The organism is Photobacterium halotolerans DSM 18316, assembly GCF_000425165.1.
Taxonomy (GTDB): Bacteria; Pseudomonadota; Gammaproteobacteria; order Enterobacterales; family Vibrionaceae; genus Photobacterium; species Photobacterium halotolerans.
Window position 1 is genome coordinate 157,509 of record NZ_KE384323.1, and the last position, 13,700, is coordinate 171,208.

Here is a 13,700-nt window from a genome sequence, read left to right on the forward strand (position 1 = left end):
GATGACAGCCATAACAATTAAAGACCAGGAATATCGAGATTTTTGCCATTTCTTGGAAGGTCAATGCGGTATCATTCTTGGCGACAGCAAGCAGTATCTGGTTCGGAGTCGCCTGAGTCCTCTGGTCAACCGCTTTGGTCTGGCATCGCTCTCTGAATTGTTGCAGATAGTGATCAGTGGCCGTAACCGTGAATTACGGGTTGCGGCTGTTGATGCCATGACAACGAATGAAACCCTGTGGTTCAGGGATACCTATCCGTTTACTGTGCTGGCCGACAAGATCCTGCCGGAACTGGCGGCGAATAAGCGCCCGATACGTATCTGGTCTTCCGCCAGTTCTTCAGGCCAGGAGCCGTACTCCATTGCCATGACAGTGCTGGAAACACAGCAGCGCCGTCCTGGTATGCTGCCGCTGGGTATTCAGGTGACCGCCACAGATATCTCGCAAACCATGCTGGATATGTGCCGGACGGGTGTGTATGACGCGCTGGCATTAGGCCGTGGCCTGTCCCCGGAGCGCCGCCAGGCGTTTTTCGAACCGATTGGTGACGGCCGGATGCGAATTGGCAGCAAGGTGAAGCAGATGGTAAATTTTCGTCCGCAAAACCTGAAAGACAGCTACGCGCTGCTCGGCAAGTTTGATGTGATTTTCTGCCGTAATGTGCTGATTTATTTTGCGCCTGAGATGAAAGCGAAAGTGCTCAATCAAATGGCGGCCAGCCTGAACCCAGGCGGCTACCTGCTGCTGGGCGCATCTGAGTCTCTGACCGGACTGACTGACAGGTTTGAGATGATCCGCTGTAACCCGGGTATTATCTACAAGCTGAAGTGATTCCATCGTAGTCGAGCCGACGCATTAGCACTGATGCATGAGAACAGCAGTATTAAAACAGAGGGGTCCGTAATGGACCCTTTTTTGCATCCTTTCATTTGTGCTTTGCCCCGCAAGACTTGCCGGCATTGTCTCCTTTCGTTCCGCTATCTCGTTTTCTTAAATATTGGCACGCCCTTTGCAAATAAATCAGTAAGTGATTCAGGAGGCAGACGATGGCCATTTCTTTTGATAAAGCATTAGGTGTGCACCAGTATACAGTTGGTGTCAGGGGTAAAAGGGCTGAAACCCTTGCCAGTAACATCGCTAACGCCAATACACCCGGTTATAAAGCAAAAGACATGGACTTTCAGCGCGCGCTCAATGCGGCAACATCAGAGGCAAAAGTTGGCCTCAGCCGAACCAATGAGCGGCATATTGCTGCCTCCACCAAAGTCATGGGTGAACAGAAATACCGTGTGCCCGATCAGCCGGATACCGGTGATGGCAACACGGTCGATGCTCAGTTGGAGCAAAACCTGTTTATGCAAAACGCGCTGGAGTATCAGGCATCGCTGGATTTTCTGGGTTCAAAATTCAGCAATCTGAGCAAGGCATTAAAAGGGGAATAATCAATGAGTTTGTTTAACGTTTTTAATGTCACCGGTTCGGCAATGAGTGCGGAATCCGTACGGCTGAACACCACGGCCAGTAATATGGCCAATGCCAATACTGTCAGCAGCTCTGCAGCACAAACCTACAAGGCGCGTCATCCTGTGTTCGAGGCGGCGTTGCAAAGTGCCAGCTACCAGCGTGAAGAAAGTGTTCCTGTACGGGTGAAAGCCATTGTCGAAAGTCAGAAGCCTTTGACTGCGGAATATAACCCGGCACACCCTTTGGCCAATGCCGAAGGTTATATCTATAAACCGAACGTTAACGTGATGGAAGAGATGGCAAACATGATCTCGGCGTCACGTTCCTATCAAAGCAATGTTCAGGTCGCAGACGCCAGTAAGCAAATGCTGATGCGAACATTGCAGATGGGCAAATAAGGGTAGGGAGTAACTGACATGACCGGTATTAAAAGCACAGGTCAAAGCCCTTTGTCCTATATTGACCAGCTTAAGAGCATGCAGGAGAAAAAACTGCAGTCTGAGCAGAAAGTAACTGGACAACAAGAGCTTAAGCAGGAAGATTTTCTGTCGTTGCTGACCAAGCAGATGTCGCAGCAGGATCCGTTCAAACCTGTGGGTAATGACCAGATGATTGCGCAGATGGCGTCGTTTGCCACAGTAGACGGCATCAGCAAAATGAATGAACAGTTTGGCGGTCTGAACGCTGCCATGACATCGAACCAGGCCCTGCAGGCCTCATCGCTGGTGGGCCGTGATGTACTGGTTCCGAATCCAACCGGCTCGAAAACGGCCGAAGGTGGTGTCGCAGGAATGGTTAAGCTGCCGCAATCGCTCAATAACCTGATAGTCCGGGTTGAGAATGCGGCAGGCGAGCTGGTACGCAGCTTTGACTTAGGCTCCAAGCCTGCCGGCGATCACCGTGTGGCATGGGACGGCAAGGATGACCGCGGCAATATGTTGCCAGCCGGTAAGTATCAGCTGAAAGTCAGCGCACTGGCCGACGGCAAGAACTCGGAATTTGACGTGTCGACTTACGCCAATGTGAACAGCGTGCTGCTGGGCAATGGTGACGGCAATGTCATGCTGAATCTGGCTGGATTTGAATCCCCGATCAAGCTGGCTGAAGTGCTGGAAGTCGGCAAGGCATAACGCCGGACGCATTAACAAATCACCAGCGGCAGTGAATACGCTGCGCTGGTGAACAATAAGTACGCTGTACACAGAATTCAGGAGAGTCACCTATGGGCTTTAATGTCGCACTGAGTGGACTGGGCGCCGCCCAGAAAGATCTGAACACCACAAGTAACAACATTGCCAACGCCAATACCTACGGCTTTAAGGAGTCGCGGGCCGAATTTGGTGATGTGTATTCAAGCTCCATTTTTTCCAACACCAAAACCACCACAGGTGGCGGTGTCCAGAATTCTGTGGTGGCTCAGCAGTTTCATGAAGGTTCCAGTATTTATACCAATAACCCGATGGATCTGCGTATTTCCGGTACCGGCTTTTTTGCCGTCTCAGACCAGCGTCTGGAACCGAATAATAACAGCCTGACCCGCAACGGTGCTTTTCACCTGGACAAAGACAATTACATTGTTAACTCAGAAGATCAGTTCTTACTGGGCTACGGTGTGGATCAGGAAACCGATCAGGTGGTCTCTTATGAGCCACAGGCACTGAAAGTACCGGATCAATTCGGTCAGCCGAAAGCCACCAGTCAGGTCGACATCGGAGTCAACCTGCCGGCCAACGGCGACCCGAAAGACATCAACCAGTTTAATTTTGAAGATCCGGATACCTACAACAAATCCACTTCAGTGACTATGTATGACTCCTTAGGCCAGCCATACAAAATGACCAGTTACTATGTGAAGGACAATACGCAGCCAAATCGCTGGGCGTCTTTCTATACCGTCACGGATGCCGACGGTGAGAAGCCACTGGATATTGCCGACGGTGAGGCAACCAATGTGGCGGGGCATACCGGCGCACTGGTTGATTTTAACTTCGACGGCACAGTGGCCCAGGTGAATGGCGGTAACCCGATGATTTCTGAGGCTTTCAGTGCGGCTGGCCTGAGCATGAACGGTGCAGACGGTTCACAGACGCTGAACTTTAACTTCGATGATCCGACTCAGTTCGCGGCGCCGTTTGAAGTGCGTAAGTTCAGTGAAAATGGTGCCACTACGGGTTATCTGGCCAAAGTGGATGTCGATGCCAAAGGCTCGATTGTGGCCACTTACAGTAACGGGGAAAACATTACCCTTGGCCGTGTCGGCATGGTTCGTGTGCCGAACGAGCAGGGGCTGCTCTCCAAAGGCGGCACGCAATGGGCGGTAAGCCAGGAGTCTGGTGCTGCTGTTTGGGGTGAGGCGACCTTCGGGGCGTTTGGTTCGGTGAAAAGCGGTACGCTGGAGCAGTCAAACATTGACATGACCCAGGAACTGGTGGATTTGATCACCGCCCAGCGTAATTTCCAGGCCAACTCCCGCGCACTGGAAGTGGACAACAGCCTCCAGCAAACCATACTGCAAATTCGTTAACCCCACCTTGTTTGACATTGCCGCCTGAGCCTCTGATGGCGGCAATGTTTGTCCGACGCCTGTCTTCTGGATGCCATTTCTTTGGCACCTGACTGATTTCCTGCTTTCGTTATGGCAAGGATCTCTCACTAATTACCTGATCTTTCGCTGTTTCATGACTGTTTTTCAGCTCTTTACCAAAGTGGTACGTATATTGCTTCTATAGCTGCAGTACTGATTGGGAGACTCGAAATGGATCGTGCACTGTACCTGGCAATGAGCGGCGCTAAGCAAGATATGTATGGCTTGCAGCTTCATGCCAATAACCTGGCTAACGTTCGTACCACTGGCTTTCGCGCTGATTTAGAGCAGGCGCGGAGTATGCAGGCGTTTGGCGAAGGCATGCCGTCCCGCGTGTTCTCCATGACAGAAAGACCGGGGCAGGATTTTGCCCAGGGGGCAGTAATGACAACGGGCCGGGATCTGGATGTTGCTATAGAAGGTAACGGTTGGCTGACCGTACTGGATGCCAGCGGCCAGGAAGCCTATACCCGTGCCGGCCACCTGAAAATCGATCAGACAGGGTTGCTGCAAAACAGCAACGGCAGCCTGATGGTCGGTGAAAATGGCGGCCCTATTTTTATTCCTCTGCCAATCAGCAAAATTGAAATCGGTAAGGATGGCACTGTTTCAGTCCGTCCGCAGGGCGCCCCGGCCGATGCGATGGAAGTGGTTGATCGCATTAAAATGGTCAAGCCGGACAACAGTGAAGTCTTTAAAGACGTTGATGGTCTGTTCAAATCTAAAGTACCCGCGCAGATATTTGATGCCGATGCTGAGGTGACTCTGCTGAGCGGTGCGCTGGAAGGCAGTAACGTGAATGCCGTGGGTGAAATGACCAGCATGATCGATCTTCAGCGTCATTTTGAAATGCAAGTTAAGTTAATGAAAACCGCAGAGGAAATGGACCAGGCGTCCTCGTCTCTGCTGCGTTTGGGCTAATTAGGAAAGGAATAACACATGCATCCAGCATTATGGGTCAGTAAAACCGGTCTTGACGCTCAGCAAACAAACATCTCGACCATTTCGAATAACCTGGCTAACGCCTCGACCATTGGCTTCAAAAAGAGCCGTGCGGTGTTCGAGGATCTGTTTTATCAGAACATTAACCAGCCTGGCGGCCAGTCCACCCAGGATACGACCTTGCCATCCGGTCTGATGCTGGGGGCGGGCTCTAAGGTGGTGGCAACACAAAAAGTGTTTACTCAGGGTAATACCCAGACCACCAACAACGCCATGGACATGATGATTGAAGGTGACGGCTTCTTTCAGATCCTCCTGCCGGACGGCAACATAGGCTACACCCGCAATGGTCAGTTCACTATCAATGAAGAAGGCCAGATGGTGACCTCGGGTGGCGGTTATCTGCTGCAGCCTGAAATTGTCGTGCCGGAAGATGCGGTCAGCATTACTGTCGGCACCGACGGTGAAGTGTCGGCCCGTATCCGTAACCAGCAGGAAAGCCTGGTACTGGGTCAGCTGACCACGGTCGATTTTATCAACCCTGGCGGTATGGAGCCTATCGGTCAGAACCTGTTCCTGCCAACCGGTGCGAGCGGTGATCCGCAGGAAGGCGTGCCTGGTCTGGAAGGGTTTGGTCAGATCCGCCAGTCAATGCTGGAAACATCCAACGTGAACGTGACGGAAGAGCTGGTCAATATGATTGAAGCCCAGCGAGTGTACGAAATGAACTCCAAAGTGATTTCAACCGTTGACCAGATGCTGAGCTACGTGAACCAGCAGCTTTAATAAAGAGTGGGGTCTAAGATGAAAAATTGGTTGTTGACTGCTTTAATACTGACGCTGGCCGGGTGTGTCCAGATGCCGGAACAACAGGATGAGCTGAAACAGGCGACGACCAATGTCGATGCCGTAGAAGGAAATCAGGAGTCATCGGGCGGTGATTTGATTGACCTTGTACGCCGTCGTGACGACCCGCAGGCCGGCGATCCGGCCTGGAGCAGTATCCGTCCTCAGGATAAACCGGCCCATTACGCCACGGCGACCGGTTCTTTGTTCAGTCAGGCGCTGGCGCAGGATATGTATGACGATACCCGTCCGCGCGGGATAGGTGATATCGTCACTGTGATGCTGGCAGAGAAAAACAAAGCTAACAAAAGTGCCAGTAGCGATCTCGATAAGTCGACAGATTTAACCATGGATCCCCTGACACTCGGTGGCCAGCCGCTGACGATCGGCGATCGTGATATCTCTTACGATATCAATAACTCCAATACCTTCTCAGGCAGCACCTCGGCGGATCAGAGTAACAGCATTCAGGGCTCAATTTCAGTCGAAGTGGTTGAGGTATTGGCGAACGGTAATTTGCTGGTGCGTGGCGAGAAGTGGCTGACACTCAACAGTGGTGACGAGTATATCCGGTTGAGCGGCACAATCCGTCCGGACGACATTTCACAGGAAAACACCATAGAATCGCCCCGGATTGCCAATGCCCGCATTCAGTATTCCGGTACCGGAGACAGACAGGACGCCCAGGAGCAGGGCTGGCTGGCCCGGTTCTTTAACGTCAGTCTGTAAGCCATGTATTTCCCTTTAACCGCTACCCGACGATGAGAGTATGACAGTGACCAGACAGATGCTATGGGCAGGACTCGCCCTGTTGATGGCTTTCCCTTTGCAGGCCGCCCGAATTAAGGACGTCTCTGAAGTCGCCGGGGTGCGGAGTAACCAGTTGTCGGGTTACGGTCTGGTGGTCGGTTTGCCGGGAACCGGTGAAACCACGCCATTTACCGATCAGAGTTTCAATGCCATGCTGCAAAACTTCGGTATTCAATTGCCGGCAGGCACTAAACCCAAAACCAAGAATGTGGCCGCTGTGGCTGTCAGCGCGACCTTGCCGCCATTTACCAAGCAAGGTCAGCATATTGATATCACCGTCTCTTCTATCGGCTCGGCGAAAAGCCTGCGTGGCGGCACCTTAATTCAGACTTTCCTGCGCGGTCTGGACGGTAAAGTTTATGCGGTGGCGCAGGGTAGCCTGGTGGTTGGCGGCTTCAGTGCCGAAGGTCTGGACGGCTCGAAGCTGGTGGGCAATAACCCGACGGTCGGCCGCATCTCTAACGGCGCGATTGTTGAGCAGGAAGTGCCTAACCCGTTCAGCCGCGGCGATCACCTGACCTTTAACCTGTTTGAATCTGATTTCACCACGGCGCAACGTATGTCAGATGCCATCAATCAGTTTCTGGGCCCTGATATGGCCGCGCCGATTGATGCCACCTCGGTACGTGTGCGTGCGCCGCGAGATGTGAGTCAGCGGGTGGCTTTCCTGTCGACTATCGAGAATCTTGAATTCGACCCGGCCGAAGGCGCGGCGAAAATTATCGTCAACTCCCGTACCGGTACAATCGTCGTCGGCCAGCATGTGAAGCTCAAGCCGGCAGCGATTACCCACGGTGGGATGACAGTCTCTATTCAGGAAAATCCCATTGTCAGCCAGCCGAATCCATTTTCTGGCGGCGAAACTGTAGTCGTACCTGACTCGCAGATTGATGTGACGGAAGAAGACTCCCGGATGTTTAAGTTCAATCCGGGTATTACCCTGGATGAGCTGGTACGCGCGGTCAATCAGGTGGGGGCAGCTCCTTCCGATCTGATGGCGATTCTGCAGGCACTGAAACAGGCTGGTGCCATTGAAGGCCAGCTGATCATTATTTAAATTATGGCTGGCACCTGGCTACAGGTGCTGATGGAAAGCGCATTACAGGCAGACACTGACGATGAAACCGACGGACCCAGGCTTTGTCAACGACCTTGCTAATCTTGACAGACTTCGTGCTGGCATCAAAGGTAAAGGGGATACGGAATCTTTGCGAGCAGCAGCAGAGCAGTTTGAAGCCCTGTTCACCCAAATGCTGTTTAAATCGATGCGTCAGGCCAATGAAGCCTTTGAGTCTGATCTGATGAGCAGCTCGAACACCAAGTTTTTTGAAGAAATGCGTGACGAGCAAATGTCCAGTGAACTCAGCGCCCGCGGTTCGCTTGGGCTGGCTGATCTGATCGTGGAACAACTGAGCGTATTAGAGAAGCCAGAGGCAACACCGGAAGAGCAGGCGAAAGCGGCCCAGGAAAAAGCCGCCGGTTTCGAGGCCATTCAGCAGTCGCGTCAGGTGTCTGGCGATGATGTGCTGGCTAAAGTCTTCGCAGCCAGAGACACAGCGGCTAAAGACAAAGCTGCCACAGCGCCGGAACAAGTGGCGGCTTCTGCCCCCACCTCAGCCGAGCCTGTCCCGCCATTGCGCCAGCCGCAGGAAAAACCGTTTTCCTCGCCGGAAGATTTCGTGACCCGCATGCGTCCGTTTGCTGAAAAAGCGGCAGGCATGCTGGGCACAGATCCGGCAGTGCTGATTGCGCAGGCGGCACTGGAAACCGGCTGGGGTAAAAAAGTGGTGAAAAATGCGGCAGGCGACAGTAACAATCTGTTCAACATCAAAGCGGACCCACGCTGGTCCGGCAATAAAGTGGCCACTCAGACGCTGGAATATCATGACGGCATTCCGGTTCAGGAGCGGGCGGCATTCCGCTCTTACAATAGTTATGAAGACAGCTTCAATGATTATGTCCGTTTTCTGAATGATAACCCACGTTATTCAGAAGCACTGGCCTCGCCGCAAGATCCGCGCCGTTTTATCCGTAACCTGCATCAGGCCGGTTACGCGACCGATCCGAAATACGCCGATAAAATCATCAATGTGATGGAGTCGGTGAAAAAGCTGATGAAGTAACAGATTCTGCCGGCATTGTCTGATGGCGGCAGAGATTTTTCAGTATTGTTCGCTGTGCCGTGTTTTCTCAGTGATAATGACCATCATTTATGGGCTTTGAAGCTTCCGAAATCAGCATGTCAGAGTAGCCAGAGCCTGTCATTTCACTTGCATTCCGTTATTCCTTTCTCCCTCCGGCAATGAATTGCCATTCCTGGTTTTAATTACCATAACTCACTGAAAATAAATAATTTAAATGTTGGAATGATTTTTGCTTATTAATCTCCAGTAAAGTAACTCCCCCGAGGTTTCTGGAGGCGCAATGGCGTTCGATTTGCTCAGTTTGGGCTCTCAAGGTGTGTTAACAGCGCAAAGGCAGCTCAATACCACCAGCCATAACATCAACAACGTCAATACGGATGGTTACAGCCGCCAGTCTGTTGTACAGCAGACCAACGATCCCATGTGGTGGGGCGGCAATAACTACGGGACGGGTGTACACGCGGCAGAAGTTCGCCGCGGTTATGATCAGTTTGCCACTAACGAGCTGAACCTCACCACGACCAATCACAGTTACGCCACTGAGCGCGACGGCCAGCTGGAGCGGCTCGATAAGCTGCTGGCAAACAGTGCCAGTCAGGTGCCGCAGGATATGAACCAGTGGTACGACGCCGTCAAAGCGATGGCTGACAGCCCCAATGATCTGGGCACCCGCAAAGTGGTGCTGGAAAAAGCCAAAATGGTTGCGGCCGGGTTGAATGACACCCACCGGGTTCTGGCCGAACAGAAAGACGTCACCAATGACGTACTGGCAAAAACCCTGAACAGAGTGAACGACATTGGCCGCGAGCTGGTGGAAATCCATCAGGCTTTGCTGAAAACCCCGGCCGGCGGCGCAGATAACGACCTGATGGACAGACATCAGCAGTTAATCAATGAGCTGTCGACTTACACCAAAGTCACTGTCACGCGCAAAAACGCGGAAACCTTCAACGTCCTGATCGGCAGTGGTCATACCCTGGTGTCAGGGACCCACTCCAGCGAACTGCAAATGATCAATGGCGATCCCGATCCGCAACAGACCCAACTGGCAGTGGTGGCAGGTAAATCCCTGAAGGCCATTAGCTCGGACGATGTTGGCGGCAAATTGGCGTCACTGTTTGAATACCGTGACAAAACCTTGCCGCAGGTGATGGATGAGCTGGGTAAAATGACCATAGGTTTCACTGAGTCGGTGAACCAGCTTCAGGCCCAGGGCCTGGATTTGAACGGTCAGGTGGGTGAGGCCATGTTTACCGATGTCAATGCCCCCGAGGTTGCCGCCTCCCGCGCGCTGATCCCCCAGGGCTCCAGCGCAGAGGTGAAAGTGTACATCAATGATCTCAGCAAGCTGCAGGCCGGTGAGTACGAGCTGGGATTCAACGGCAGCCAGCATACGCTGAAAATGCCGGATGGTTCGTCGCAATCTGTCATTCCGAGTGGCTTACCGCCGAGTTTCGATGTCGATGGCGTGCGGATAGAAATTGCCGCTCCGATTGCCAGCGGTGAAAAAATCCTGCTGCGGCCTACCCGCAATGCGGCCAGAGACGTGCAGGCTGAAATGACAGATCCGGCAAAAATTGCAGCGCAGAGTTACCTCAGCTCTGCAACGCAGGCGCAGGGAAAAGCCGAGTTTGCCATTACTTCTCCAGGCCCGTTACGAGAATTCCAGGTTGCGGTATCACCCGATTCCTCGCAGTTTGCGGTGCTGGACATGCAGGGCAATGTGCTGCAGGCCCCGCAGCCTTATCCGCCAAGCGGGCAGGTGGTGGTCGGCGGCACCGGGTTCACCCTGAGTAATGGTGCGGCAGGGGGCGACGTCTTTGCCGTCAACCTGAATGCGGCCAGCGGCGATAACGGTAACCTGATCAAAATGCAGGATCTTCAGGACATGAAGCTCATGAACAAAGGACGATCCAGCGTGATCGATGTCTATGAGGGGTTGAACACCGAAATGGGGGTTCAGCGCGCATCGGCCGCACGTCTGAAAGAAGTGGGCCGTCAGGAAAAAGAAGCCGCAGAGAGCCGTGTGGCTGAAATAGCCGGTGTCAACATGGATGAAGAAGCCGCAAACATGATGAAGTTCCAACAGGCTTACATGGCATCGTCCCGCATTATGACGGTGGCGAATGAAACCTTTAATACTTTGCTTAATGCCGCGCGATAAGGAGTTAACGCCGTATGATTAGCCGAATTGCCAGCTTTCATAACTATCAGTCCGTGGCGAATGATATGAACCGCCAACAGGTGAAAGTCTCACAGAACCAGGAACAACTGGCGTCCGGCAAGCAGTTGCTGACCGCCGGGGATGATCCGGTTGCCTCTATCTATGTGCAGAATTTTTCACAGCAAAATACGGAAATTGATCAGTCGCTGCGCTCTATTACTCTGGCGCGCAATCGCCTGAACAGCGAAGAAACCGCGATTTCCGATGCCGAAACCCTGCTCGATGACGCCAAGCGTAAAACCATGTCTATGGTGAACGGTTCGTTGTCAGATGATGACCGAATCGCACACATGCAGGATTTGCGAGGGCTGTTTGATTCCGTTATCCACCTGGTCAATACCCAGGATGAATCCGGTAACTTTGTGTTTGCGGGCAATCAGTACGACAAGCAGCCGTTTTTCCGTGACGGCAACGGCAATGTCAGCTATGTCGGCGACAGCTATCAGCGTATGGCTAAAGTATCGCCGAATGTCGATGTACCGGTGAATGATCCGGGCGACAAACTGTTCATGAACATCGAAAACCCGTACGGGGATTATCAGCCTGATTACGATCTGCAGTCCGGCTCGCTGTTGCTGCTGTCGCATGCCCGAAATAATAACCACTCAGACAATGCCAGCTATACCATTGATTTCACGCAGACGGATTCGGGGGCGGTTTACGATCTGTATCAGGACGGTTTGCTGGTTGACAGTCAGCCCTTTGATCCGAAACGCGGTATCGAGTGGGGAACGCTGTCGGTACAGCTGGAAGGCGAAGTGACAGATGGCGATCAGATCACCCTGAACCGGCAGGATACTTTCAGTGTGTTCGATTCTTTCAAACGCGGAATTGAAGTCTCTGCCCGTGCTCCTTCTGATGCATCGGCGACCGCAGAATTGCACCAGGTCGCGGAAGAGTTGTCGCAGGCGTTCAAGCATATAAACCGGGCGCGCTCCGAAGTTGGCACCCGGCTGCAAACACTGGATCGCCAGGCCGATATGCATGAGGACTTTAAGCTGGTGATCAATAAAGCGCGTGGGACGCTGGAAGATCTGGACTACGGCAAAGCCGTGGTGGAGCTCAATGAAAACATGCTGGCCCTGCAGGCTTCCCAGCAGGCGTTTGCGAAAACCAAAAACCTGAGCCTGTTCAATTATATCTAAGCTCAGATCTCGGTTGGCGGTGTGATAAGCCCCTTTATCGGCATCTCAGGTAAGGGGCTTCGTTTTATCTTTGCCGCTGCTTACTTGCCGGGCGGCAAGGCTTGGCGGCAGAGCGCTTCAATGAGCTGGCATGGCTTTGCCGCTTTGCTTCAATTGCCGATGAAATATAGTGTAAAGCCATGAAAATAATAGCTTATTATTTCTGGCACACTAATTGCTAAAGTATTATTGTGATTTTCATTAACGACATTTTTACTAACGCTGGTCCCGCTTCACTCTCTGATGGGTTGACGTTGCGGGTAGCTGTTTCGCTAACAGCGAAAAGTCAAAGGAGAGCAAAATGGGTGTAACAGTGAACACCAACGTGTCTGCCATGACTGCGCAGCGCTACCTCAACAAAGCATCTGAGGGCCTGAGCCAATCCATGGAGCGTCTGTCTACGGGTAGTCGTATTAACAGCGCCAAAGACGATGCGGCCGGTTTACAGATTTCCAACCGTCTGATCGCTCAGACTCGTGGTCTGAACGTGGCGATGCGAAATGCCAATGACGGTATTTCAATTGCGCAGACCGCAGAAGGGGCGATGCAGGAATCTACCAGTATTTTGCAACGTATGCGTGATCTGTCGCTGCAATCGGCGAACGGTGCCAACTCGGATGACGATCGTATCGCTATCCAGGAAGAAATTACCGCGCTGCAGGATGAGTTGAACCGTATCGCGGAAACCACCTCATTCGGTGGCCGTAAACTGCTCAACGGTACTTTTGGTGAAGCGGCCTTCCAGGTCGGTGCCGATGCCGGTGAAGCGATTGTTGTCGGTCTGGACAGTGTCCGTGCTGACGAAGCGAAAATGGGCGGCAGCCTGCTGGTTTCGACCAATACGATTCAGCCGGATGCAACGCTGGCCGCCGATACTAACATTGAATTGAGTGTTACTGCAGCTGACGGCACTGTCACTCCAGTCGCTATCGGTCTGGTGGGTGGTGATGACGTTGAAGAAATTGCCACCCGTATTAACGGTCAGAATGGTCTGATTAATGCGTCTGTGACAGAGAAAGGCGAACTTCAGCTGGTCTCCAGTGACGGTACCGTGGGTGTTACCAATGGTGCGCTCAGCATGATCAACAGCGACGGTACGACTGTCGCGGGTGATATCGCCGGTACGGCGACCGACATTACTGTCTCGGAGATCAACGTATCAACGGCAGGTGGGGCGCAGCGTGCTGTTCCTCTGATTGACTCGGCGCTGAAATACATCGACAGCATGCGCGCCGATCTGGGTGCAAAGCAAAATCGTCTGACGCACACTATTAACAACCTGGCCAATACCTCTGAGAATGTGTCTGCCTCGAACAGTCGTATCCGCGATACCGACTTTGCGAAAGAGACAACCGAAATGACCAAGAATCAGATTCTGCAGCAAGCCAGTACCTCGATTCTTGCTCAGGCCAAACAGATCCCGCAGTCGGCACTGAACCTACTGCAATAACCGCAATACACGGTATTTTTACCCGACGGCAAGGTGGCAACACCTTGCCGT

Annotated in this window: 13 protein-coding genes; all 13 read left to right on the forward strand. The window is 52.7% G+C overall.

Going from position 1 to position 13,700, the window contains the following annotated elements; genetic code table 11:
* Position 1: 1 nt before the first annotated feature.
* The 13 genes from H511_RS0119940 to H511_RS0120000 all read left to right on the forward strand — a co-directional run bounded on the left by H511_RS0119940 (position 2) and on the right by H511_RS0120000 (position 13,649).
* Positions 2 to 832, forward strand: coding sequence for a CheR family methyltransferase (locus H511_RS0119940; protein ID WP_027253913.1), 831 nt, complete (start codon positions 2 to 4; stop codon positions 830 to 832).
* A 215-nt stretch (positions 833 to 1,047) separates the two neighbouring features.
* A complete protein-coding gene (flgB, locus tag H511_RS0119945) occupies positions 1,048 to 1,443 on the forward strand; it encodes a flagellar basal body rod protein FlgB (protein WP_027253914.1) in 396 nt (131 codons plus the stop codon).
* 3 nt (positions 1,444 to 1,446) lie between these two features.
* Entirely contained in the window at positions 1,447 to 1,863 is a 417-nt protein-coding gene (gene flgC / locus H511_RS0119950) for a flagellar basal body rod protein FlgC (RefSeq protein WP_027253915.1), read from the forward strand.
* Between the two features lie 18 nt (positions 1,864 to 1,881).
* Positions 1,882 to 2,595, forward strand: coding sequence for a flagellar hook assembly protein FlgD (locus tag H511_RS0119955; RefSeq protein WP_027253916.1), 714 nt, complete (start codon positions 1,882 to 1,884; stop codon positions 2,593 to 2,595).
* Positions 2,596 to 2,687: 92 nt separating this feature from the next.
* Positions 2,688 to 3,989 (forward strand): flagellar hook protein FlgE, encoded by a 1,302-nt coding sequence (gene flgE, locus H511_RS0119960; protein WP_027253917.1) that lies wholly within the window; start codon positions 2,688 to 2,690, stop codon positions 3,987 to 3,989.
* Between the two features lie 231 nt (positions 3,990 to 4,220).
* Complete coding sequence (gene flgF, locus H511_RS0119965; protein WP_027253918.1) at positions 4,221 to 4,970, forward strand: flagellar basal-body rod protein FlgF; 750 nt, start codon at positions 4,221 to 4,223, stop codon at positions 4,968 to 4,970.
* Positions 4,971 to 4,988: 18 nt separating this feature from the next.
* A complete protein-coding gene (gene flgG, locus H511_RS0119970; RefSeq protein WP_027253919.1) occupies positions 4,989 to 5,777 on the forward strand; it encodes a flagellar basal-body rod protein FlgG in 789 nt (262 codons plus the stop codon).
* Between the two features lie 18 nt (positions 5,778 to 5,795).
* A complete protein-coding gene (gene flgH / locus H511_RS0119975; protein WP_027253920.1) occupies positions 5,796 to 6,566 on the forward strand; it encodes a flagellar basal body L-ring protein FlgH in 771 nt (256 codons plus the stop codon).
* A gap of 40 nt (positions 6,567 to 6,606) precedes the next feature.
* Entirely contained in the window at positions 6,607 to 7,704 is a 1,098-nt protein-coding gene (locus H511_RS0119980) for a flagellar basal body P-ring protein FlgI (protein ID WP_276324941.1), read from the forward strand.
* Between the two features lie 61 nt (positions 7,705 to 7,765).
* On the forward strand, positions 7,766 to 8,770 hold the full coding sequence (gene flgJ, locus H511_RS0119985; protein WP_027253922.1) for a flagellar assembly peptidoglycan hydrolase FlgJ: 1,005 nt from the start codon (positions 7,766 to 7,768) through the stop codon (positions 8,768 to 8,770).
* Positions 8,771 to 9,071: 301 nt separating this feature from the next.
* The gene (flgK, locus tag H511_RS0119990) at positions 9,072 to 10,955 is read left to right on the forward strand and encodes a flagellar hook-associated protein FlgK (protein ID WP_027253923.1); all 1,884 of its coding nucleotides are present in this window, start codon (positions 9,072 to 9,074) and stop codon (positions 10,953 to 10,955) included.
* A 14-nt stretch (positions 10,956 to 10,969) separates the two neighbouring features.
* On the forward strand, positions 10,970 to 12,160 hold the full coding sequence (gene flgL, locus H511_RS0119995) for a flagellar hook-associated protein FlgL (protein WP_027253924.1): 1,191 nt from the start codon (positions 10,970 to 10,972) through the stop codon (positions 12,158 to 12,160).
* A 340-nt stretch (positions 12,161 to 12,500) separates the two neighbouring features.
* Entirely contained in the window at positions 12,501 to 13,649 is a 1,149-nt protein-coding gene (locus tag H511_RS0120000; RefSeq protein ID WP_027253925.1) for a flagellin, read from the forward strand.
* Positions 13,650 to 13,700 lie beyond the last annotated feature (51 nt).